This window comes from Candidatus Woesearchaeota archaeon, from assembly GCA_016188115.1.
GTDB lineage: Archaea > Nanobdellota > Nanobdellia > Woesearchaeales > GW2011-AR9 > JACPIK01.
In genome coordinates this window covers 1100756-1124453 of record JACPIK010000002.1, presented here as the reverse complement: position 1 = coordinate 1124453, position 23698 = coordinate 1100756, and the positions used below count along the sequence as shown (strand labels likewise).

Sequence of the window (23698 nt, the reverse complement as noted above, 5' to 3'; positions counted from 1 at the left end):
AGACTGTACAACTGAAAAGTCTTGCAATGAAGAGGTTGCGGACTCTGGCTCGAGTGTCTTCTACTCTAGACATGATCTCAAAGCGATTAACCATTGCGTGATAGAAGAAAAAAGAGGTTATAATGTTACGTACTCTGGAGAATAAGTGATTGCAGGGAATATCTATATTCGTTTACAATCTAAATCTTAATAAACCACCTTCTCTGTAAAATTCTTATGATTCTAGGACGTATTGTGGGTAAGGTAAGTACGACGGATTTTCGTTTTACAGTAACAAGTCCTGCTGCCCGCAAATTTCAATTTATTCAAATCCATCATGTTGAATATGGGTTTGTTCTTGGTCAGATTCGTGAGCTGGAGAGAACAGAGAATGAAACGATGGCAAGTTGTTTAATTGTTGGGTATAAAGATGAGGATGGACGAGTGAAAGGGATTCGCACACCGTTTGTGCCAGGTACAGAAATTCTTGAGGCAGATGATGAGTTTATTACGCAAATTATTGATATTGGCGGTCATGGGGCATATGTAGGGAAACTTGAAGGGAAAGATATTGCGGTCCATATGGATTTGCAGAAAGTGTTGACTCGGCATTTAGCAGTATTAGCAAAATCTGGTGCGGGAAAGAGTTACACGGTAGGGTGTTTAGTGGAAGAGATTATGGATAAGCGTGTGCCATTATTAGTTATTGATCCCCATGGTGAGTATAGTTCGATGAAAGAGCCGGCGTATGAGAACCGAGAAATACTCGCACGTTGGGGTGTAGAACCAAAGGGGTATAGTTTGAATATTCAGGAATATGGAGATACGCGGTTAAAGAATGATGTACGGCCGTTGAAGTTAAGTGAGAAGATGAGTAGTTATGAGTTGATGAAGATGCTGCCCGTGCAACTGTCTAACACGCAGGAAGCAATGTTGTTTTCGATTATTAAAGATTTAGAAGAGGTTAATTTTGATAACATTATCTTGCATTTAGAACAGTTGAATTCCCCGAGTAAGTGGACGTTGATTGATACGTTGTTGTATTTACGCGATTTGCGACTTTTTTCTTCTGCACCGACGCCGCTGACAGAGTTGATTAGTCCCGGTAAATGTTCTGTTTTGAATTTGAAGGGAATTACTCCTGAAGTACAAGATGTGATTGTAGCTAAATTGTTGAAGGATTTATTTTTGGCACGCAAGCAGGAAAAGATCCCACCGTTCTTTTGTGTGATTGAAGAAGCGCATAATTTTGCGCCTGAGAAAGGGTTTGGGAAAGCGAAAAGTTTGGAGACGATTCGGTTAATTTCATCAGAAGGACGTAAGTTTGGACTGGGACTTTGTGTTGTTTCTCAGAGACCGTCTCTCGTTCAAAAATCAATTTTAGCGCAGTGTTCAACGCAGATTATTATGAAAATTACCAACCCTAATGATTTACGCGCGGTGGTGAATTCGCTGGAGGGAGTGACACCTGAGACAGAGAATGAAATTCAAAATTTGCCTGTAGGAACGGCTCTGATTTGTGGTGTAGTTGATAGACCTTTGGTGGTGACAATTCGACCGCGTAAGAGTAAGCATGGTGGACATGCTGTGGATATTTTGGGACAGACTACACAAGTGCATGAAGAGGAAGAATACCATCAAGATGTGATCGAAGAAGTGGCATCTCATGAGGGGATGTTGCCGTTGATTATGCCGAAGTTGTCTTTACGCGATATTGAGTTGATGTCTAATGCGCCGATCTTGAAGGTAACGACGTATTTGATTCCAGCTGCTGTGTTTGTTTGTCGTATGAATGGGCAGGAATTTTCTGTTCTTTTGGATCGAATTAAAGGCAAAGTGATTGTGGATCCTGATAATGATCGAAAAATTGAATTGATGTCCGTGGGACCTCATGCTCATTTCGGACGGGCGGTGGAGTTTACTGCCCTTGATCATGATGTTAAGTTGGATGAGAAGATTTCTGTTGAGGTGTTGAAAGGGCAGTTAGGACGGTATGTTACGGTCGAGGATTCGAGGGAGTGTTTTATTGTTTATAGAAGCGTGGAGTATGGGAAGTAGATTTTTATAATCAGGTTTTTCTTTAGTTTAGATGATAACCATATCTTTGGATAACATAGATCGGGAAGTTTTCGAAAAAGAGCAGAGGGTCTTTTTAGACTTAGCAGAATTTAGGCAAAATAATATCATTAAAATGCATCGAGATTTTTTCTCTAAGATTGAAACTGACCGATTAAAAGATGAGAATGGGAAAGATATAAGAGATTGGATAGAAGAGAACGTATTGACTACCGATTATAATTGCTCAGTAAGACTTAATTCTACAGACAAAGAGAAAGAATCGGAAAAGTGGAAACAAATGAGTTATACTAAGCATGAATTTGATACCTCTTTTTTGAGATTAAGAAAAATTCTGGGGAAAAAGACAGAGAATAAGAAAAAAATTCTAAACAACCATGTAGATCTACGGATACTTTTGCAACATATTTTAGAAAAAAGAGATTTTTTTGTTACTTGTGATAAGAAATTTATTAAATTTGTTAACGATAGAAGAGAAAATTTGAAAGATTTTCCTGAAATTAAGATTAGAGAATTTAACCAAAAATTTATTAGAGAAATTGAGCTACTTTCCGGTTGCGAAATTGAATGATAAAAAATAGTTTTTGAACTGGGACGACATAATTGTGAAGAACTAGCAGAATATGATTTAGTTGATATTGACACAAAGAATGATCATCCTTCCAACAACAAGATGTATCATGTAGTTAAGATTACGGAGAAAGGCATTAAGAACTTACAAAAGAAGAAATAGAAGATATAAGTTCTTATAAATTCTGGCGGTTCTTGGACTTTCATGAATCCAGCTGATCTGTATGCTCGTCTTAGGAGTATTGATGAAGGTACAGATATATTAATTGTAAACGAACGGGCATTAACACTCAAAACAAAAGATCTAGCACTCTTAGCGTTGCGTTTTAAGAGAGATTGTTTTGAAGTAGGAACCTCGCGGAGAGAGTCATTACCTATTCCATCTTTACATTTCACTCCTTTTGCAGGATGCACGATTCATACGGAAAGGAGAGCTTATCTTGGTGTTTCGTTTCAGAATGGAACTGGCGCGAAGATGTATGTGCCCGATTTTGACCATTGGGGACCAAAAGAACTGGTAGGAGATAGGTTAGAAATTATTGCAGGGAGAGCAAATTGTGTTGGATACTCACTAAAAGGATATGATAATTTGATTGAAATGGTACGACCAACGCTACGGCAATTTTATGCATCGCTGCCTAAATGAAGTTTCTTCATTCTATTCCACCACAATAACCTATAAAAAGAACCCCTCATTTTTACGCTTATTAAACTGGAGGTTTGAGTATCATGAATAAAAAAACATTGGCGATTATTGGAATTGTCGCATTATTAGTTCTTATCGGATTAGCTATCTGGTTCTTTGCTCCAAGTAGAGATCTAAGTCCTACTGGTGGCGTTGTAGCAGATCTTCCTGTTCCTAGCGAACCTAAGGAAGAGCCACGGATCTTTGAACCACAATCTCAAGATCATCGCGTTGAAATTTTAGGAAAAGAAGGATACGATGTAACTGATCTGACCATTCGCAAGGATGATGCTGTTGTATGGTTTAACAATGATCCTACTGAGAAACGTATGGTTATTACCATTAAAAGTATGGATAATGTTGATGCATTAATTGCAGGTAAATTGTTTGCATATGGTGAAGAATGGACGCATACTTTTACGCAGGCTGGCGAGTATCAATTTTGGACTGAAGCGTATGGTAAAAAGGGCACCATTACTGTTGAAGAATAGATTTTCTTCTTTTTTTGTTTCATTTGTCAATCACTCCAGGACACCTCTGGTCAATAGACCAGAGGCATGCTCGGCTTCGCCTCGGTCCCTACGTTCAGACCCTGCTTATTCCAGCCGATGTGGATTAGCTTACTAAATCACTCATGAACACATGAGTGGAATAAGCAGATTTAAGTAGAATTTTTCCAGTTCTTCCTCCATAAGATTTAAGAAGCAGCCTTCGCCTTACCTACTGTGAATCAAAAGAAAATCGGCATCGTACTGTTGGTGATTGCTGCTGCATTGTTAGTGATATTTCTTTTGTTTATGCGTTCGCTTAATCAAGATATTAAAGCATTAGGGTGCTATCAAGACCCAAGCTGTGCGCGTATTGAAACATCTCTTACCATTGTTCATTTTGCGTTTGGAATTTTTGGATTCTTGTTTGGTTTAGGATTTTATATGCTCTTTTTTTCGAAAGGGGAAGAAGCAGTCTTAGAACGTCTTGAGCATGAAAAATCAAAACAGAGGGCAGGAGATAAATTTAAAATTCTACTTAAAGGACTTAATCCCTTTGAACAGGAAGTTATTAGCGCGGTTAGAGAACAGCCAGGTATCACGCAGAATACTCTTGCTCTTCGGGTGAATATGTCCAAAGCAAAATTAAGTCAAGTTTTAACAGAGTTAGAGAAAAAAGAATTGGTTAAGCGTACAGAAGAAGGAAAAACTCTCGCAATATATTTACGAGATGAGTTTTAACCAAGATAAACGATAATTCTTGAAAATTTTTTATTTTTAGACATTCTTGATGGTTCTATTTAGACCCACAAATATATATAGCTATTGCTCCACTCTTTGCCCAAATAGGAGGTTTAATTATGGAAGATATAAAACAAGAAACTCATCATAGAGAAACACATGTTCATGGTGAAAAAACATCAACGATGCATAAATTATTAATTGGCGCAGCAGTGATTCAAATCGTGCTGTTGCTCTTTATCGCGTTTAAGGTAGGATCAATAGGAAGCGCTGGTGTTGCTAATGTGCCAAATGTACCCTTAGCTCCTGGGGAAGAAGCACCTGCTCCCGTTGTTAATATGGAAAAATTAGTTGATACTGATGCTGTTCTTGGGGATGAAGATGCCCCAGTTACCATTGTGGAATTTAGCGATTACCAATGCCCATTCTGCGGTCGATTCTATCAACAAACTCTACCACAGCTTAAAAGTCAATACATTGATACTGGAAAAGTAAAATTAATCTTCCGAGATTATCCTCTACCTTTCCATGCTATGGCTGAACCTGCAGCAATTGCAGCTGAGTGTGCTGGAAAACAAGGAAAATATTACGCACTTCACGACAAAATCTTTGCCAATCAAGAATTGCTTAGCGAAGCTACTCTTAAACAATGGGCACAAGAGATTGGTTTGAATAGCGCAACATGGGAAAAATGCCGTGCTGATCCTGCTATCAAACAAGAAGTTGCCAAAGATATGCAAGATGGAAGCGCTGCTGGCGTACAAGGAACTCCTGCATTTTTTGTGAATGGACGTTTGATTAGCGGAGCGCAACCATTCGCTGCATTCCAACAAGTCATTGAACAAGCATTGGCTGAATAAGCTTTTGTTTTTCTTTTTTTATTATGATTTTTCACAAATTTTTTACTGCTGCGCGTGAAGTGTATGGCTCTTGGAAGTATATTGCTTTAACGGTAGCGATAAGTATTGCTGCGTATTGGTTTAATGTTTTGATAAAGAATTACCGCTTGATTTTTGAGGGTGATGTTGTGTTTGCTTTTTGGAGTGTCTGGGGTTCGGTGGATTTGATGCCGTTGAGTTCGTATTTGTTTTTGTCTTTAGTTTCGATCCTGACAGGTATTGTTGTAACGTACATGATTTTTTTATTGCGTCGTCAAGTACGTGAACAAATGGGGATGGGAGTCGTTGGTGTGATTGCAGGGGTGGTTGCACCTGGGTGCGCATCCTGTGCTTTGGGAATATTTAGTTTGTTGGGGTTGACGGGATTATTGGCATGGCTGCCATTTCAAGGAGTAGAATTAGCCGTATTAGGATTAGGGCTGTTGATTTATTCTTGGTATGTTTTATCGAAGAAGATTGTGACGAAAGTGTGTGAAATAAAGAAGAATTAGAGATAGCGTGCATCTTTGAGGTATTGTTTTAGATTTTTATAGTAAGGAGCTAGTTCTTTTTTGCATAGAGGTAGGGAAAGGGTTTTGTATTTTTCATCCATTTTTCTTTCTGCTTGTTCTAAACACTCATTGAGATTTGAGTATCTTTTTCCAAGAATAGTGAGATAGGCAAAAAATCCTTTTGGGTGGATAAATCTATAACAATCAGCATTAGCACAAATTTCTGCTTCAATACAAGTGAATGGAATTTCTTTGTGATGGGCTTGAATACAGTTAATGATTTTTTCTTGATTAGGTTTGGAAATCTTATGAACTTTGAAAAATTCTTGTGCCGCTGTGACTGCCATAGGAATGTGATCTGTGAGCCTATTTTCTTTCATTGCTTGTCCTAACTTTAAATCCATGAAGTAGACACCGATTTGTACGATTTTTTCATCTGCTTTGAGTACTTTAGCGAGTTGGATTGCTTTCTTCTCACTAATTTCAAAATGTGTTATATTAGGTAAGCCGGTTTTTTCAATTTCTAAAACAGCATACACCCGTGCGTCTTCAACAATTCCCATGATTAAAATAAAAGAAGAGCAATATAAAAAATAATCTATTCTGTTTGAGCCGCAATATCTGGCATAGGGATCGGTTCTTGAGGTAGCTGGGAAACTGTGGGTCGTTGATCAGTTCCTAAGGTTCCATCCGGAAGAAGACAGCCGCTTTTTGCACTCAATGTCTCAAATTCTTGTTTCCCACTTACTCTTGAACCGTCAGCAAATTCCCAGGTAGGATAGCCAGTGATGTTTTTCATTTGACACACTTGGGTTTGACCAGCGTTGTCAGGTAAAGAACATTCAACATAGGTTACTTTTTCAAAACTGTCAGAAAACATGCGTTTTTGTTCTGCGCAATGACCGCACCAATACGCACCATACATGACTACTTTATTATCAGTAAGACATTGTGCAAATTCATCGTATTTGGTACTGTTACAGCTTACGAGAAATAATGAGAGAACAGCAATAATTCCAATAATGATCTGAGTTGTTTTCATACTGAGTTATGAGCAGAAAGGCTATTTAAATCTTATTAAGTTGCATAACTATTGGGTGGATAGATTGTGGAAAAAAAGAAACTAAAAGAAAAAAATAAAGAAAGGACTTAACACATTTCTTTCTTAAGTAAAGCTTTCTCAAGACTTGCTTTGCCGTTGCCTTTGCCCAAGATTATCAAGAATGCAATAAGATAGAGTACTGCAAGTTCTCCGCCATTTGCTAAAGGATTAATGCCTTTAGGGAAATGTTGAGTTGCCAATGCAACAACCATAGTCACAAGACCACCAACAGCTGCAAGACGGCTAAACATACCTACTAAAATGCCAAGACCTGCAAGAATTTCTACAATGCCTGCGACGCCAAATAAGCTTGCAACAGGTACATTCATTGCGCTGAACTTTAAGAATCCATGCATGAAGAACATGAGACCAATAACTACACGAAACACAACGTAAAAGTGTTCGCTATATTTACTTGTATATTTTCCGATACACATTGTTAAACACCTCCTAAGTGTAGGATGAAGGAGTTTTGACGGGTTAAAAAGGTTGCGAAAAAATTGATGCTGTAGAAAGTTTAAGTTAAGTGCTTTTTGAGTAATGTTACGATCTTGATTTTGTCTTTTGTGACATTTTCTCCAATAAACACCAGTTTCTGTGTTCCGTTGCCTTTTTCTATGGTCCAGCGACCACGTACATAATTCACAAGGTATTGAGTTGACCCAATGGTAACATACCCCTTGCAACGCATAACGCTTTTGGGTAATTTTTGGAGGAATTCTTCTAGGTTCTTTTTGGTAATCTTTGTAGTCGAAAGTGAGAATGTTTGCATAGTAGTTTTATGATTAACTGGTTTAATTACTTTAGAAGAGGCTAATTTTGCACTGAGAAGAGAAGCAAAATCAATTTTGCCATGTTTTGTAGTAATAATCCTGGCATGTGAGTTCAGTTTGTGTAATCGTTCTTCGCAGGTCTTTACTTGTACTTTTGAAACCAAATCGATTTTATTCAAGATCAATACATCGGCTGCTTGGACTTGTAGTTCAATGTTGTGTCCTAATGATGGAAACCGGATCATGAGATCAGCATCGACAACCGTGACAACAGATTTGAGATCAACTTGTGAGAGAGAGTCACGAACAGAAAGGACGAGATTGTCCGCTTCGGCAATGCCTGTTGTTTCAACGATGATTAATTCAGGATGATATTTTGTGATAATTTCTTTGACTGCGGCTTCAAACTCACCTACTAACGAACAACACACACAGCCTTCAAGTAATTCTTTGATCTGGATGTTTTCTCCTTTGATGGTGTCTGTATCAATTCCTACATCACCAAATTCATTCATGAGAACGGCGATTTTCTGTTTTGATTGTGAAAGGAGATGAAGTAAAAGAGTTGTTTTACCGCTGCCAAGATAGCCGGCGAGAAGGATTAAAGGTGTTTTGGAAACCACAGAATAATAAAAAAGAATGAAGTTAAAAATGTATCTTGATTATTTCACCGGTCGAGGTGGTAGAAAGATGGGATCATTTAGAGTTCCTATTGGTCGATTTAAGTATTCACCACGAATATACGGTCGGTTCCCTTTATCAGCAATTTCAGGCCCTTTAATAAAATTTGTAAGAGTAGTGAGATTACTACCCTTGTGATCGCCGCAATAGAAACTGGTTCCGTCAATTGTGAGAACACCGATTCTATCTTGAATAGAAACTTGCCATGCTTGGGGTTGATCAGCACGATATAGAGCTAAGTTTGCTCGTAACTCTGTTGGATTCACAGGATTCACGAAAGAGAGATTTAATTTTGCACTGTATCGGGCTCTTTGGGGATCTTCAACAACTTGATGGACACCGTCTCGACCATGATGTAATAATTGAGCATACGCATGCCATGATTCACCTGTAGAAAATAAGCTAGAGTGTTCTGGGTTAGTAATTTGAATCTTTTGTACAGTTCGTGGTCCATCGCCCCACATAGCTCGTGCTTCGAGAGCCTCAGTAACCCGTGCTCTTTGTTCTGGCGATAGCTCTTTCAAGAATTTTCCTGCAATTAAGTCAAGTAATATGGCATCATCAATAGTTAAAGTTGTCATAGTATTATTTTTAGAAATCTTTTTTATAAATATTCTTAATCTTTATTTTAGTTTGAGAATTTTCTGTTTGATCGTACCAGTTTTTTGAGAATGGGTTTTGTAGGCTTTTGCTCGTTTTATTGCGGGATGCAAATTTCGTTGTGCAAGTCGTTGTTGCAATTCCTTTTCCGCTATCGGATGATCGTAGCCTAATACAATGATATCTGGCTTCTGTTCTTCAATGATACGTAGATGATCTTGTGGATAGCCAAGGACGGCTTCATCAACGATTTTAAGCGATTGAATTAATTTTACACGTTCTTTCTCATTAAAGATCGTTTTTCTTTTTTCTTTATTTCTGGTATAATCACGAGAAATGACAACGATGAGATGATCACCGTATTTCTTAGCTTGAGTAAAGTAGGAAAGATGACCTAAGTGCAGTAAGTCGAATGTGCCAAAACACATGACGGTTTTCATAGGAGAAGAAGAGTTGTGAAGTTTAAAAAACTTGGTGATGAGTGTTCTTTGGGTTAGTCGTTTTGTTGTTTGGTGCGCATGTGAAAATAGCCTGCAACTGTTGAGATTAAAATAAGCAGTATCGCCCACTCACCAAATTCAGGAGCAGTTGGGAGTTGACCTAAAGTATAGGTGCGTTGTTCTGTATTGCTCCCACTTCCTGTCGTGTTTGTAGTAAAAATTTGGTAAGTATACGTACCATTTGATAATACTGTGGTGGCATTCTGACTTTGATTAACATAGAAATACCACTGTGTCGCATTATGTCGCCAGATGTTTTGCAGGTAGAGCTCGGCGATTTCGGCATTAGAGAGAGTACGATTGTAAATTTGGACATCATCAAATTGACCATTAAAGAACCCTCGGTTTCCACTACCATCTTCACCGATATAGATGTTGGCGTTTGAAGTTAAAGAATTAGTATTTCCTGTTGCTTGAGTCTCATTAATACCATTCACATAAATTCGCATAGCACCAGTAGATTTTTCACGAGTTGCGGCGACAAAATACCACTGATCTGAATTGAGTGTTGTCGTGGAGAGGATACTGGTATCCGCATTTCCGATTCCAAAAATAATTTTGTTATCTTTCACTCCTAATCCAAAATCATTGCTTACACCCGCTACTTCTGCGTCAAGAATGCCAAACCCACAATACCATTGATCATTACTGCAAGCACCATTATTGGTTAATGATGTTCTTTTATTTATCCAAGCTGCAAGTGTGAAATCGTCTGTGATTACTCGAGGGATAGTTAGATAGTCGCCTGTTCCATCAAGAGTAAGCGATGCACCATACTTGCCCCCGCTGGAATTGATGGATGAATCGCCAAAAATGCTCGGGCTCAGAGCTGATGAGGAAGAGTCATTCATTCCCCTATACGGTTCAAAATTAAGAAGGAGAACCAATGAGCTGTTATAAAAAGTGAAATTAGTACCATTCCACACATGAGTAATGGAACTTAGATTTGATTCTGTGATGGATACATTAATGATCACGCTGGTGTTGGAAGAGAGGGTTGCATCGGAAGGTGTTGGGTCAATAAAAGTAACAGTAGCAAGACCAGAATAAGAATACAGCGCAAAGACTAAAATAGTGAACATTATCCTCTTTTGGTCCATGATGAGAAGAGCAGATGAGAGTATTTAATCCTTACTCTGAATGCCGTTTAAGACCATAAAAACCGCTGATGACCGTAATGAGGATGAGTAACATTGCCCATTCACCAAACTCTGGGGTGATGGGAATTTGTCCTAAGGTGTAACTACGTTGTTCTGTACTACTTTGGCTGCCGGTCGTGTTGTATGTGAAGATTTGATAGGTGTAGGTTGCGTTGTCTAAAACGGCAGTAGCGTTTTTACTTTGGTTAACAAGCAGTTCCCATTTGTCCGTATCATACTGGCGCAAATTAGAAACATATTGTTCATAGATCTCTGTAGAATTGAAGGAGCAGTTCCAGATGCGAACTTCATCAATGGTTCCATTAAAATATTCATTGGAGTAAGTCTTTCCAATTGTAACGGGATCTACAACAACTACGTTGTGGCCGCTGGGGGTGTCGGATTTGTCTAAGCGCCCATTAATATAAAGCGAACGAGTTGAACCATTAAATGTCGCTACGACATGATTCCATTGATTGATTGCAACTGTGCCGGTAGAAGTGATGTCATTAGCCCACCAGTAGTTGAGGATAAAACAACCTGTTGCAAGACGAAATGCGTTCGCTTGGTTTGAGGACCCATAACTTCCCCATCCCACAATACCATACCCACCATTACAGATGGTGGGATTAATCCAAGCTGAAATTGTATACAGGTCGTTACCTACAGGAATCCCCGTTGTTGTGTTGAGTTGGATATAATCTCCATTTCCATCAAATGCAACGGCTCCATTATATTTTCCTGAAGCTGTGTAGGCAGCATCACCCATATAGGAAGCATTTCTATGAAATTTACTGGTGTCGTTGAGTTGAGTGTAAGTATCAAAATTAAACATCAATGAGATACTATTATTGTAGAACGTGAAGTTGGAACCGTTCCAAACATACATCACTTCACGCAATGCTGCATCTGTAATAGTTGCATTAATGATGATGCTTGTATTTGAACTAAGAGTATTGTCTGACATAGTTGGATCGACAAAAGAGACTGATGCGATGCTTGGACTTGATAATAAAATTACAAATAATGAAAAAAGTAAGAACCGATTTAATGATTGTTGAGAAGCCAATACCATCTTATTCTGTCCTTTGCTTCATCCGAAAATATCCTACAACAGTTGAGATTAGAATCAGTAAAACTGCCCACTCACCAAATTCTGGAACTGCTGGTAGTTGGCCAATGTGAATGGTTCGTTGCTCGGTACTGCTTTGCGTGCCGGTCGTATTTTTAGTAAAAAATTGATAGGTATACGTTCCGTTCACAAGAACATCCGTTGCATTGAGGCTTTGGTTAGCGGAAAAGTACCATTGCGACTCTGTTACTTTCTGGAAATTTGAGATGTAAAGGGTGTAGATCTCCTCTGGTGTGAAACTGCGGTTGTAAATACGAGGCTCATCGATGAACCCCCTGGTTTCCCATACCGTTGAAATTGGTTCAAGTGTTGCACCGATGCCAAATGGGGTATCGCCCGCAAATCCAACACTAGGAAGACCATTGGTTCCGCTGGAAATATTTTTACCATCAACGTAGACGGTCCAGTTTTTTCCAACAGCTGAAGTTAACGCAAGGAAATACCATTGGTTTTTGTTGTTGATGGAATGAGAAATAGAAATATCGGTATGGGTTCCAGGGTTGATGAAAATACCACCGGTACTACTTCGACCTAAACGGATTGCAGGACCACTGCCACTTTTGACAAAACCACTCAAGTCATAACTTGTCGCATTGTCAGGGAATTTTACCCAGTAGGAAAATGTTATGCTAGTAGCATTGCTTAAGCCAGGAATACTAGAGATGTACACAACATCATCAATACCATCAAAACCAATGGCACCACCATGCCTGCCCTGCGCAGTCCAATTACTTCTGATAGTCTCATTGGTGAGATTAGTGATCCAAGTTCCATTGTTGCGATTGCGTGATGCATCGAAAATGTTACTGCGGTTTCCACTGTAATTCTCTCCCACACCTGAAAGGTTATCAAAATTAAACATAACTACGAGTTCTTCGCTGTACAATGTGTAATTACTGCCGTTCCAATTATAGGTTATGTTGCCTAAAAGAGGCTCTGTGATGGAAACATTAACTACAATTGATGTGTTGGAGGTTAGCGTGTTGTTAGCAAAAGTAGGATCAATAAAGGTAGGACTTTGGTCAGCATAAACAGTAAATGAGAACGCGAGACAAAAAAGGATGATACTACTTAACGTATACAATCTACTCCTCTTTTGTCCATTCATGAATAAAACGCTGTTCGTAGGATATTTAACCTTTACGGGAAGAGTGGTCTTAAGTGCCTAAGACAAATTAGCTTTTTTCATTTGAAAGTACCCCAGAACAGTAGAGATTAAAATAAGTAGTATTGCCCACTCGCCGAATTCAGGTACACCTGGAAGCTGTCCGATGATAACTGTACGTTGTTCTGTGTTTAATGAAGTTCCGGAGATATTTTGCGTAAAAACTTGGTAGGTATAAGTGCCATTGACAAGAGTTTGCGTTGCATTAAGACTTTGATTAATAGAGAGATACCATTGATCATTAGCATATTTGTAAAGATTAGAACTATATGTGAGATACACTTCTGCAGGAGTGAGTGTGCGGTTAAAAACCATCACTTCATCAATCATTCCAGTGAAATTATTGCCTGTTGGATCCCAAACACATCCACCGATGCTAAAATTATAAACAGAATTGCCGAATGTATCTGTAACAGTGCCTCCGGTTGCTTGGGCAATCCCGTTAATATAAATTGTAAGAGAGGGATTAGTATTATTATTTGCAGTAACGGCGACGAAATTCCACGCATTAAGAGGAAAGAGAGTACTGTTAATTGTCCAAGAAGCACTTGAGGCATCACTAGTATAAAACGTGATGGTGTTAGCATCAATGAAACCAAACTCGATAGCATCATTTTGACCAAAAAAAGCAATTCTGTTCCCTGTTGCTTCTGCATAAACCCAACCAGCCATAGAAAAGGTGGAGAGGTTGTTCATGAAATTACGTTGAGTTTGGATATATTGATTTCCTGCCATAAAACTATACGCGCCACCGTAACGACCAGTCGTATTGAAGATTGCTCCCGTAATTGTGCCATTGCGGGCGCGAGCAGAAACATCGACAGCAGTTGTGGTGTTATCACCAATACCAGAGAAATTGTTGAAACCCATTAAGAAAAGAAGAGTAGAGTTATCATAGAGAGTATAATTGGTTCCATTCCAAATATAAGTCACATTGGTAAGATATGGTTCTGTAAAAGAAATGTTGATGAGAATAGAAGTGTTTGATGTTACTGTGTTGTTGGCTGGCGTAGGATTAATGAATGTAGGAGTTACTGTTGCGGAGGTTAATGAGGTAAAACAAAATAGAAGAATAAAACACAACGTATTAGAAATAAACCTCTTCACTACAACCATACAATAGATAAGAAAAATGAGGTATTTAATAGTTGCGAAGAGCTCCGAGTGAGAAAATGCATGCGAACAATTTTTCTTGGACTGGTTTTATGTTTCTTTACGTAGAAAGAAGCTAGAGATAGTGATAATGAGTATTACTACCATACCTAGAGTACTCCATTCAGGAACATCGAGCAGTTGTCCAATACGTACTTGCCATTGTGTTGTATTTGAAGTAGTGCCAGAACTATTTGTTGCAAAAAATTGATAGGTGTATGTTCCGTTGGCAAGAACGCCAGTGGTATTTTGGCTTTGGTTAATGAAAAAAGTCCAACTTTCATTGCTATGTCGTTCTAAATTTGAGAAGTATAACTCCAAGATTTCAGCGTGAGTAAGACCACGATTGAAAATCATAAAATTATCGATTGACCCGTTGAAATACTCGTTTTTTCCATCCCCATCACGACCTAGTTCTAATGGTGCGACACTGTTGATATTTTGGGTTGATGTTGCCGATGTATTTAACAAACCATTAACGTAGATTCCTGCTGCAGTATTATTACGATTGAGTGTCACAAAAATCCATTCTCCGAGATGTTGGCTAATGTTATAAGTAGAAGTAATCTGAGTTGTAGGAGTTTCAAGGTAGGCCACAAGAACTTCATTGGAGATTTGGAGCTCGTAGTTGCCACCGCCAGCTACTCTTTTGCCAAAAATTTGTCCGGTCTGACTTACAACAGGTGTTGAGCTGACTTTCATCCAAAAATTTATAGAAAACCCACCCGTTCCAAATTGAAGAGAAGTGCTGTGAGGAATGCGGGCGTATCCGCTTAGACCATCAAAGGTAATCGCAGAACCATATTTTCCATTAGTGATGATAGTACTTCCATTAATAGTAGTGCCATTATTTCCAGAAAGACTCGCATCTTTGACAATACTGCCGTTTTCGCCTAAATTTGAAAGGTTGTTGAAGTTCAACAACAAGACAGTTGAGCTGTTGAAAAGTGTGAAATTAGTGCTATTCCAATTGTAAATTATACTTTGAAGGTTTAGTTCTGTAAAAGAAACATTGATGTACACAGTTTGATTTGAGGTAAGGGTGTTATTTGCCAGAGTAGGGTCAACGAAATGAACACCGCTCAAAACAAGAGATGGAAGAAGAAATAGGAAGAGCACTATGAGTAACCAAAATCGACCTCTTTGTGTAAACATCACAACGAGAGGACACTTTTTACTATTTAACTATTGCGGGACAGAGCAATGGAATGAGCACTCGCACATACAGCAAGTTTTATATACATATTTTCCGTTTACCAGGTTAGTAGAAAAAAAGAGGTGGAAGAGTATGCTTTCAAACAAAGGGCAAAGTATGTCCATTAATGTAATTATTGTTGCAGTATTAGCACTCCTCATTTTAGTTATTTTAGGTGCTATTTTTACAGGAAGAATCGCAATTTTTAACCAAGGTGTCGGCGCGCAGGGAAATGTTGATCTTGCAGAAATGAAGATTAGCTATGGTTCTTGTAAACCAACTGTTGCGCGTGAATCAACGTATACAACTGAATATTCTCAAGCAGCAACGCCTGAAGATAAAGAAGTTGCCCAATCTCGTTTCCGTGATGAAATCAGCCGGTGTAAAAGCTGGAATGATGACAAAACAAACTGTGAAGCAAACGGTTGCCGTTATTAGGAGTTGGTCATGACATCAATTTTACAATCACGTCGCGCTGATGCCACCATGTGGTGGATTATTATTGGCGCAGTGATTGCTCTTCTTGTTTTAGTTATTCTTATTGTTCTTTTTACAGGAAAAACCAATCTCTTAGAAGCAGGGTTAAGTGATTGTGAAGGAAAAGGAGGAATTTGCGCTGCGAGTGGAGAATGCCCCCGAAGTACTTTAGAGAATGGCGCGTTTGATTGTGGGAACGCTGCTGGTGGAGACGCAAAAGTGTGTTGTTTAGGCGTGCCGGTTGAATGTAAAACAGTAGGAACTGATCCTGTTTGCACGCAAAAATCCGCAGATAGCCAATGTGTGCAATTTAGTGCAAAAAAAATGTATTGTACTTAGGTGAGAGCATGGGTATTCTCACTTCTTTTATTCGTTCCAAGAAAGGCAGCGATTGGTTAACACCAAATACTCTGATGATCATAATTTTGGTCTTATTGTTAGGGATGGCGTTACTATTTTATGCGTTTAAATTGCGAGGGAAATTATTATCATGAATCGTAAGGTGAACAAAAAAGGAATGGAAGCATGGCATTTAATACTCATGATTCTAGGTTTAGCGTTTCTTATCTTTGTTATTGTGTGGTTTGCAGTGTTAGGCGGCGACTTAACTGATTTATTGGGTGGACTGGGGGATTTGTTATAGAATGAGCAGTTATTCTTTTGAAAAGGTGGTGGGTGTTGCCGTTCTGATAATTATTATGGTTTTACTTCTTTTGTGGGCGTATGGTCCTAACGGTAGCTTTACAAAAGCAAAGGATAGCACACATAATGCAAAGAATTTTGTGGATATTGGTGTTAGTGAAACTCCAGGAACAAAACCTGCCATTCCTTCTTCACATGAGAAAGTAATTATGCAACTTAAAAAAACTATAACTTTGATGCATAATGCAAAAGAATCGTATTGTTTTGCTCGATATAACGAAAGAATAGGTGAATCGGGATTTCCTGACCTTGGTGAAGAGGGGACATCGCTAGTACTCGCTTCTGGTAAAAATAAAGAAGGAAAAGAAGGTATGAGTATCAAAGTCCTTGGGGGAGTAGGGGGGATTCAAGAAGTATCCTATGAGTTTATTGAAGGAGTAAAACCTTGTGTGATTGCCGGAACACGTAACGATGCCTATGGAAGAGAGGTAAATGTTGCAGGGAATTTTTATGAAGCATATGTCCGATTTCCCGATGTGCCCTTTGCTATTAAAAAAGAAAGTATGTTACGTGATTACGCAATGCATTATTTTCCAGTTGAAACACTTACGATCACTCGTTCTTCCGGTCTTGATGCTACCGGAAATGCCATACGAGCAACAGTGAACTCTGCATTAGGATTGGTAGAGATTAACGATGAAGGAAATAATTTGTTAGATGGCGGATTGCTTTATACTCCAGATAAAAAACATATTTGTTTCTTTCCCACGACAGTAGGAGACGTCACTTGTTCAGGAGATGATCCGGATGGTCTTGATGATGATTGTCTAGGGGCTGATCTTGCAGAAGAGGGAAATTTAATTCGACAATTCACACAAGAAGGAATGAGACCATTGGATACAGGATATCTTCTTACCTGTTCTTCATCTTAATCTGAGAAAAACAAGAACATTAAAAACGAATAATTCAAAAAGCCCACTCTCTTTCTACCTATAAAAAGAGGGAGAGAATGGGACGTTGCAAACGCGGTGAATTTCAATTTCTAATTTACGTAATTATAGCCATCGCTGCTTTTTTAGTCATTGTCACGGTCTGGATGAAAGCTCAGGCAAAAAATGATGATCTTCAAGCGGAGACGTTATGTAAAAGCAGTATTGCTCTGCGTATGTCTGCGGCTTTAGAAGTGGGTGGTTCGGATGTTAAAGGCGCACCCATTTTATGTAAAACCATTGATAAGAAAATAAAAGGAGATAAACATGATGTGCAACTCCAGATTGCTCAAAATATGGCTCGTTGTTGGGATATGATGGGTGAAGGAAGATATAACAATGATGTTTTTGCTAATTTTCCTCTCTTTGGGTCAGAGAATGGATGTTTTACGTGTTATTCCCTGATTATTGATGATATTAAAGATCTGGAAGAAGGAAACGCAATTTCACCTTCTGAATTTGAACAATTCTTACGTGAAACTCCTTATTCTAAAAATAAAGAAATGACATATTTAGATTATTTCCAACGAGGAGGCGGAAATGGTCGGGTGATGGGATTTTTTGGTGAAGAAACAAATGTTGCAGCAGGAACAAATACTCCTGCAGGAATTCTTGAAGATCATGCGTATGCAGTTATGTTTAAATCAAAGAAAGAAGATGGAAACTTTCTTTCTGGCGCCGCAGCCGTAGGAGGGACAACTTTCTTGGTGTATGGTCTTGCGACAGGCGGAGTAGGTTTGGTTGTTGGAGGGGCAATCGTTGCTCTAGAGGGAGGATCGAACCTTATCGAGAAGGCATTTAGAGAAACTGAACTAGATACAATTATACTAGTTGATTTAGAAACAAAAACAATTGGTCCGTTTTTGAAAAATAATTGTGAAGAGATATCCGATTATGAAGGAAAATAAAAAAGAATAAACACAAGGAGTGATACTGATGCGAACTATTTCAAACTATTTTAAGCAAGAGAAATGTAAAAAGACGCGCAATGGTTCATCAGAAATGTGGTGGATTATTATTGGTGCTACTATTGCAATGGTTGTGCTTGTGTTGTTGATTATCTGGTTTAAAAGCGGCGGCGATAAAGGGTTTGGCGTTATTAATGAAAACATTGAGGGTAGTAACGATTGTGATAAAGATAGAGTCGTGGATCTTTTTGATCGATGTGTATGTATTGCGGGTGATGAAAACGGTAAAGTTGAAGGCTGTCCAGAAGAAACTGCTGCAACAAAGTTTGCTCCAGATGGAAAAACTGCAAAGCCAGAATGCTGTGTGGAATAAATGAGTAGTGATAGAATAAATGGAAAATTGTTGAGTAGGAAAAAAGATGAGATTACATAAAAACGCATTTGTAATGGACTTTTTATTAACTATAGTGCTTGCAATACTTATTTTTGGAACAGCAATTTATGGTGTTTCTAAAGTATTTCGTCTTAGTGATCAAGCAGAACATAATTTCGGGGAAGTGGTAAATACGATTCGTCAACTCGCGCAACCTAACATGCGAGATGATGTTAAAACGATCATTTTGATTATGGATCAAGAGACATCGATTGTGACATTTAAAGCAAACCAACTAACGGTGATTAATTCAGAACAAAAAAGAGATAACGAGATTGTTGAAGGACCAGGGGGAACCTCTCGAGTGGAAATAAGCGAACCCTATGATTTTGTAGAAGCATACGAGTATCCCTCCCAATGCAACGAGAAGGATTGTATCTGTTTATGTCAAGAACGAAAATTTGAAATTTCACATCAAGAACAGGAAAATGGAATAGTAAAAACGCAACAAACGTATAGTTGTGCTAAACTGTCTTGTGAATTTATGGAGGGTATAGATATCGTGCCATTTCATTATTATCGAGAAGAACATGACCAACGACGTCTGCTTCTTGAAATTGTAAAAGATTCGCATAAAATTCATTTGCAGGTAAAATAGGAAGATGATCTCTAAAAACATGATTTTGAGGATATTACAAATTCCATTCTTCACTGTTTTACCAAGATCAAAACGCGCCAGCGTGAAACCGGCATTAATGATATTTGAAGTTCTTTTTGTGATTGCTGTGGCAGGTATTACCATTGCTATAGCAACACAACTCGCAGAGTCGCAAACAGTTACGCAAACACGTATCACACAGGATATAGCAATGCTGGTAAATGCAGCTGTCGCAACACCCGGAGAGGTGTTAGTAGAATATCCGGCAAATTTAACCCAATACACTCTCATTTTAACATCCGATACGATTATGCTGCGTCAAACTACAGATGGAGTATACGACCAAACAACTGCGCATTTTTATCTTCCTGTGGGATATGTGGGACAGACCAACCAAGGACTCATTGAAGCAAAACAGCATGTGTGTATCCATAAAAAAGAGAGAGTAATCACATTGCAAGAGTGCCCTGCATCATCCTTGCCAACGTCACCGTTACCACCCTCAACTGAGGCGAGACCATGAGTGTATTTGATGTTGCGAGCAAGAGTATGTATTGGTTGGTGATGGGATTTACGATTAGTTTACTGCTGATCTCATTTGTTTTTCTTATTTCAGGTTATAAAGATAAATTGACACATGTTCCCGCAGAAGTTCGTTCCGATTTTATTTCATTGCGTTTCGCAAATAATCCAGATTGTTTTGCATTTCAAGATGAACTAACTGGAAACGTAATCATAGGGAGCATTGATTTGGCAAAATTTACTCAAGAACGGCTTGATGATTGTTATAAAACTCCTGAAGAGTTAGGTCATCGAGAGATTAATTTTAGACTTCAACTTAAAAATACATTAGCTGCGCAAATTGCGACAAACAACTATTATAATGTTGATCACTTTAGTTTGCGCAAAGATGTGTTAGTCTGGGATGGATCCAAATTTAGTAAAGATGAGTTGATGATATATGTGCAAGAAACACTGCCGCGAAAGACAGCGCGAGCATGGGAAGCGGTAGATACTGCACGCGTACAGAGCAGGCAGAGTCCAAAAGATATAGAACGAGGTACACCGAATGCAAAACCTTCATTCAAGACCTAAAAATTCGAGAAGTAAGAAGGGAATTGTCGATGATCTGTTCGATTTCCTGTTTATTATTACAGTTTCACTCTTAGCGTATTTTTTCCTCTATTCGTCACTGGCAGGATCTACAAAGAATGCGGATTATGTAGCGATATCACATACAACAGATTTTGAAGTATATCATAATGAATTAGTGCGAAATCAAGAGAAACTCGAAATACAAAAAGAAGTTCTGACTACAGTAACTGGTGCTGAAGCAGAAGACGAGTTACCAAAGCAAAATCAGGAACGAGGAGTATCATGAACTCACTGCATAAGAAGGGAACTGTCGCGTTTTTGATCGTATTTGTTATTTTTGCATCGATAGGTCTATTTGTCGTTCTTAATTACAAAGGAATGGATGAGATACCCCATGTGAAAGGTGAATGGCAGTATAAGTATCTTGAAGAATATGCGTATCGAGCTGCGAAAGACCAATATGTGTTTGAAAAAAAAGTGTTGGAAAATAGTCTTCTTACTCAGGAAAAAATATATTCTACTTTGCCCTCTCATGACACCGGGTGTGGAACGTATGCCTCTTTTGCTCGTTGGAATATGAAAGAGAAAATGTGCTTTCCTAGAATATATGATGAGTTTGTAGAAGCGATGCAACAACAACTTGCGCAACAAGTAGATCGCGAGATCACGTTAGAACAGAAAAATGGCGTTATGGTTGCGAGCATGGAACATTATCTCACTGCACCTCGTGTAGAATATCTTGCGCCTGCGCGAATTCAATCTCGACCTTCCGCAACGAAGATTGATCCTCGTTCTGCTCCATTTTGGGATACAATTACACCCAAGGCTGCTTTTGATACAACTGCTGCACGTAAGGAGTATACCACTCAATTAGTTTCAAGAGTGACTCTTCCTACTCAACTTGCAGAACTCGACGCTGTTTTTGCACAGACAGCACAGTTACTTTCTGCTTGTCGTAACCAAGAAGATCTTAAAAAGTGTCTTGATGCCAACCGTGCCCAACGATGGCAGTATGGGAATTGTAACGTGCCTGAATTTACTTCACAGGGTCGCGATGTTTTATTTTGTTATGTTTTCTTTAATAGTGATCAAGGATATCCCTTTGTGTTAGATTTCACACCAACAAACGCACTGCCAGTTACACTTTCTAAAGTAGTGCAAACTGCTCAAGGATATACAGTGCATTTTCCTTACGATCAGGATGCGCTATCATTTACCATTTATTACACTAATGTGGATAGTTTAGTTGGATATAGTGGTAGTGCTTCGCAAATTATTGTTTTGGAGCAGACTGGACAAATTTTGGGCAAGGAAGAATTTGTGAATGGTCCTTTTATCGAGAGTTGTGACGCGCCACAACTTCATGAACCCCATATTTGTAACAATGAATTACGGTATTTGATTGCACCTGTTCAACCAGATACCTATTACTTTGCAGCAACTCGAACCAAAGAAAAAGATGAATCATTGATTAATGGGTTTGTGGGGATTACAGAATAATTTGTACTCTTCTAATAGCTAAAACCTTATAAACCTCTTTATACCCCCAAAAATCATGTATAAGATCCCGTTTGAAGAACTCAAAGAACGAATACTTAAAAGTGGTCAGATCACTCCACGTGATTTTGATACGCGTATCAAACAAAAGATCAATGAACTTTCTGGATTGATTAGTGAAGAAGGTGCGGCGCATATTCTGGCAAATGAGCTTGGTCTAGAGACTACTCCTGCTGAAAAAGCCAAACTCAAAATCAAAGAGATTTATGCAGGCATGCGCAATGTTGGTGCAGTAGGCAAAGTTGTGCGTAAGTTTGAAATTCGCGAGTTTGTTAAGGGTGAAAGTAAAGGAAAAGTTTGTTCTATATTATTAGGTGATGAAACGGGTACAATTCGTACGGTGTTTTGGAACGATCAAGTAGATAAAATCGCTGAACTCAAAGAAGACGATATTCTTGAAGTCAAAAATTGTTATGTGCGTGAAAACCAAGGCGGACGAGAATTACATCTTGGTGATAAAGGAACAATCAATATTAACCCAGAAGGCGTGCAGATAGAGAGTGTTCGCAAAACGACAGAAGTCGCACGTAAACCTATTTCAAATCTTTCTGCAGGAGAGAGTAATGTAGAGATTATGGGAACCATTGTGCAAATCTTTGATCCTCGCTTTTTTTCTGTGTGTGGAAGTTGCAATAAGAAAGTAACGGAGCAAGAAGGCGCGATGACGTGCGCTGAGCATGGGAAAGTTGAACCTACATTATCATATGTGCTAAATTTGATTCTTGATGATGGCAGTGGTAACATTCGTACCGTTCTGTGGAAAAATCAAACGGATCGCTTATTGAATAAGCCTGATCTTGATTTTAATGCTGTCAAGACCAATCTTAGTTTGTTTGAAGAATCGAAGACTGATTTACTCGGTGAGCAGTATAAGTTTATTGGTCGTGTCACAAAGAATGACATGTTTGACCGCTTAGAGTTTAATGTGCAGTTAGTTGAGAAAGCTGACCCGCAGGAAGAATTGAAGAAGTTGGAAGCAGTGAAGTAGAATCTAAAAAAAATTAAAATAACTTTTTATTCTAATCATCATGGCATTTATGGATTATTTTGACCGCAGTGCAAGAATGGCACATATACTACGGCAGGATGCTCAACTTCTGGATAGAGCTCGAATGTGTTTCCAAGCGGTCTATAATGCTCGAGCAGAACTCTCATCATATTCTCCCATTATCGTTCCACCTCCACTTCTAGAATTAGGATCTGGAAAAGACCATATCGTTATTGCATTAAGACCAGAAAAAGAAGAACCGATCCCAGTAGCACTCCGCCTTGGATTGAAACAACCATACCACCTTACGACTCGAATCGGGAGAAATCTATTCGCGCAACAACTCGATGCGTATCATAAAGCATTTGAGTATGGAGATGATCCTTCTTCTTTTATTGTTCCAGTTACAACCTCTGTACGTTGGCAGGGGATGGAATACCACGCAGTAGGTATCCTCATGGAAGATCTATCGAACGGAAAACGAAATATTCTTCAGGAAGAGCCCGATGTAGAAGTCGCCCAAGTGATTTACCCAGATGGAAAGCGAAGAAGACGTTTTATTGATCCTACTTCTCACTTTGAGTCTGATATGGGTATACGTTATCTTGAAGACCATCTTCGCATCGATCTCTAAAATCTTAAA

Annotated in this window: 32 protein-coding genes; 21 read left to right on the top strand and 11 right to left on the bottom strand. The window is 38.8% G+C overall.

Translation table 11 applies throughout. The features are described from left to right. Positions 1-216 precede the first annotated feature (216 nt). The 7 genes from HYV86_06065 (at position 217) to HYV86_06035 (ending at position 5929) form a co-directional block, all read left to right on the top strand. On the top strand, positions 217-2037 hold the full coding sequence (locus HYV86_06065; protein ID MBI2573403.1) for an ATP-binding protein: 1821 nt from the start codon (positions 217-219) through the stop codon (positions 2035-2037). Positions 2038-2068: 31 nt separating this feature from the next. Then, positions 2069-2626 (top strand): hypothetical protein, encoded by a 558-nt coding sequence (locus HYV86_06060; GenBank protein MBI2573402.1) that lies wholly within the window; start codon positions 2069-2071, stop codon positions 2624-2626. Positions 2627-2830: 204 nt separating this feature from the next. Continuing rightward, positions 2831-3271 carry a hypothetical protein gene (locus HYV86_06055; protein MBI2573401.1) on the top strand — a complete coding sequence of 147 codons (441 nt, stop codon included), beginning with the start codon at positions 2831-2833 and terminating at the stop codon, positions 3269-3271. A gap of 83 nt (positions 3272-3354) precedes the next feature. Then, positions 3355-3801 carry a hypothetical protein gene (locus HYV86_06050; GenBank protein MBI2573400.1) on the top strand — a complete coding sequence of 149 codons (447 nt, stop codon included), beginning with the start codon at positions 3355-3357 and terminating at the stop codon, positions 3799-3801. A gap of 234 nt (positions 3802-4035) precedes the next feature. Beyond that, positions 4036-4539 carry a winged helix-turn-helix transcriptional regulator gene (locus HYV86_06045; GenBank protein MBI2573399.1) on the top strand — a complete coding sequence of 168 codons (504 nt, stop codon included), beginning with the start codon at positions 4036-4038 and terminating at the stop codon, positions 4537-4539. Between the two features lie 119 nt (positions 4540-4658). Next, a complete protein-coding gene (locus HYV86_06040; GenBank protein MBI2573398.1) occupies positions 4659-5399 on the top strand; it encodes a DsbA family protein in 741 nt (246 codons plus the stop codon). Between the two features lie 23 nt (positions 5400-5422). Next, positions 5423-5929 (top strand): hypothetical protein, encoded by a 507-nt coding sequence (locus tag HYV86_06035; GenBank protein MBI2573397.1) that lies wholly within the window; start codon positions 5423-5425, stop codon positions 5927-5929. Here HYV86_06035 and HYV86_06030 read toward each other — a convergent pair. The 11 genes from HYV86_06030 to HYV86_05980 form a co-directional block, all read right to left on the bottom strand. Then, positions 5926-6492 carry a hypothetical protein gene (locus HYV86_06030; protein ID MBI2573396.1) on the bottom strand — a complete coding sequence of 189 codons (567 nt, stop codon included), beginning with the start codon at positions 6490-6492 and terminating at the stop codon, positions 5926-5928. The two genes, HYV86_06035 and HYV86_06030, sit on opposite strands and share 4 nt — an antisense overlap. A gap of 35 nt (positions 6493-6527) precedes the next feature. Further along, on the bottom strand, positions 6528-6971 hold the full coding sequence (locus HYV86_06025; protein MBI2573395.1) for a hypothetical protein: 444 nt from the start codon (positions 6969-6971) through the stop codon (positions 6528-6530). A gap of 107 nt (positions 6972-7078) precedes the next feature. After that, the gene (locus tag HYV86_06020; GenBank protein MBI2573394.1) at positions 7079-7468 is read right to left on the bottom strand and encodes a DoxX family protein; all 390 of its coding nucleotides are present in this window, start codon (positions 7466-7468) and stop codon (positions 7079-7081) included. A gap of 80 nt (positions 7469-7548) precedes the next feature. After that, positions 7549-8427: a GTP-binding protein gene (locus tag HYV86_06015; protein MBI2573393.1), complete on the bottom strand. Its 879-nt coding sequence runs from the start codon at positions 8425-8427 to the stop codon at positions 7549-7551. 39 nt (positions 8428-8466) lie between these two features. Next, entirely contained in the window at positions 8467-9066 is a 600-nt protein-coding gene (locus HYV86_06010; protein ID MBI2573392.1) for a hypothetical protein, read from the bottom strand. A gap of 42 nt (positions 9067-9108) precedes the next feature. Continuing rightward, entirely contained in the window at positions 9109-9525 is a 417-nt protein-coding gene (locus tag HYV86_06005) for an FAD synthase (GenBank protein MBI2573391.1), read from the bottom strand. 53 nt (positions 9526-9578) lie between these two features. Further along, on the bottom strand, positions 9579-10685 hold the full coding sequence (locus HYV86_06000; protein MBI2573390.1) for a LamG domain-containing protein: 1107 nt from the start codon (positions 10683-10685) through the stop codon (positions 9579-9581). Positions 10686-10716: 31 nt separating this feature from the next. Then, on the bottom strand, positions 10717-11799 hold the full coding sequence (locus tag HYV86_05995; protein MBI2573389.1) for a LamG domain-containing protein: 1083 nt from the start codon (positions 11797-11799) through the stop codon (positions 10717-10719). Position 11800: 1 nt separating this feature from the next. After that, the gene (locus tag HYV86_05990) at positions 11801-12964 is read right to left on the bottom strand and encodes a LamG domain-containing protein (protein MBI2573388.1); all 1164 of its coding nucleotides are present in this window, start codon (positions 12962-12964) and stop codon (positions 11801-11803) included. Positions 12965-13021: 57 nt separating this feature from the next. Further along, positions 13022-14137 carry a LamG domain-containing protein gene (locus HYV86_05985; protein ID MBI2573387.1) on the bottom strand — a complete coding sequence of 372 codons (1116 nt, stop codon included), beginning with the start codon at positions 14135-14137 and terminating at the stop codon, positions 13022-13024. Between the two features lie 87 nt (positions 14138-14224). Then, positions 14225-15328, bottom strand: a complete 1104-nt coding sequence (locus HYV86_05980; GenBank protein MBI2573386.1) for a LamG domain-containing protein — start codon at positions 15326-15328, stop codon at positions 14225-14227. Between the two features lie 133 nt (positions 15329-15461). Here HYV86_05980 and HYV86_05975 point away from each other — a divergent pair, with 133 nt between their 5' ends. From HYV86_05975 to HYV86_05910, 14 genes are all read left to right on the top strand, one after another. After that, positions 15462-15806, top strand: a complete 345-nt coding sequence (locus tag HYV86_05975) for a hypothetical protein (GenBank protein ID MBI2573385.1) — start codon at positions 15462-15464, stop codon at positions 15804-15806. Positions 15807-15815: 9 nt separating this feature from the next. Continuing rightward, positions 15816-16184 (top strand): hypothetical protein, encoded by a 369-nt coding sequence (locus HYV86_05970; GenBank protein MBI2573384.1) that lies wholly within the window; start codon positions 15816-15818, stop codon positions 16182-16184. A gap of 8 nt (positions 16185-16192) precedes the next feature. After that, positions 16193-16339, top strand: a complete 147-nt coding sequence (locus tag HYV86_05965; protein MBI2573383.1) for a hypothetical protein — start codon at positions 16193-16195, stop codon at positions 16337-16339. Next, a complete protein-coding gene (locus HYV86_05960) occupies positions 16336-16488 on the top strand; it encodes a hypothetical protein (GenBank protein ID MBI2573382.1) in 153 nt (50 codons plus the stop codon). Before HYV86_05965 ends, HYV86_05960 begins: the two co-directional genes overlap by 4 nt. Position 16489: 1 nt before the next feature. After that, the gene (locus HYV86_05955; GenBank protein ID MBI2573381.1) at positions 16490-17419 is read left to right on the top strand and encodes a hypothetical protein; all 930 of its coding nucleotides are present in this window, start codon (positions 16490-16492) and stop codon (positions 17417-17419) included. Between the two features lie 77 nt (positions 17420-17496). Next, positions 17497-18384: a hypothetical protein gene (locus HYV86_05950; protein MBI2573380.1), complete on the top strand. Its 888-nt coding sequence runs from the start codon at positions 17497-17499 to the stop codon at positions 18382-18384. Positions 18385-18412: 28 nt separating this feature from the next. Then, complete coding sequence (locus tag HYV86_05945) at positions 18413-18757, top strand: hypothetical protein (GenBank protein ID MBI2573379.1); 345 nt, start codon at positions 18413-18415, stop codon at positions 18755-18757. 46 nt (positions 18758-18803) lie between these two features. Further along, positions 18804-19415: a hypothetical protein gene (locus HYV86_05940; GenBank protein MBI2573378.1), complete on the top strand. Its 612-nt coding sequence runs from the start codon at positions 18804-18806 to the stop codon at positions 19413-19415. 4 nt (positions 19416-19419) lie between these two features. Then, on the top strand, positions 19420-19938 hold the full coding sequence (locus HYV86_05935) for a hypothetical protein (GenBank protein MBI2573377.1): 519 nt from the start codon (positions 19420-19422) through the stop codon (positions 19936-19938). Further along, positions 19935-20510, top strand: a complete 576-nt coding sequence (locus tag HYV86_05930) for a hypothetical protein (GenBank protein ID MBI2573376.1) — start codon at positions 19935-19937, stop codon at positions 20508-20510. The genes HYV86_05935 and HYV86_05930 overlap by 4 nt, the downstream gene beginning before the upstream one ends. Further along, entirely contained in the window at positions 20485-20796 is a 312-nt protein-coding gene (locus tag HYV86_05925; protein MBI2573375.1) for a hypothetical protein, read from the top strand. Before HYV86_05930 ends, HYV86_05925 begins: the two co-directional genes overlap by 26 nt. Continuing rightward, positions 20793-22010, top strand: coding sequence for a hypothetical protein (locus HYV86_05920; protein MBI2573374.1), 1218 nt, complete (start codon positions 20793-20795; stop codon positions 22008-22010). Before HYV86_05925 ends, HYV86_05920 begins: the two co-directional genes overlap by 4 nt. Before the next feature lie 55 nt (positions 22011-22065). After that, positions 22066-23055: a hypothetical protein gene (locus HYV86_05915; GenBank protein MBI2573373.1), complete on the top strand. Its 990-nt coding sequence runs from the start codon at positions 22066-22068 to the stop codon at positions 23053-23055. Positions 23056-23095: 40 nt separating this feature from the next. Further along, positions 23096-23689, top strand: a complete 594-nt coding sequence (locus HYV86_05910; protein MBI2573372.1) for a hypothetical protein — start codon at positions 23096-23098, stop codon at positions 23687-23689. The last annotated feature ends 9 nt before the right edge of the window (positions 23690-23698 follow it).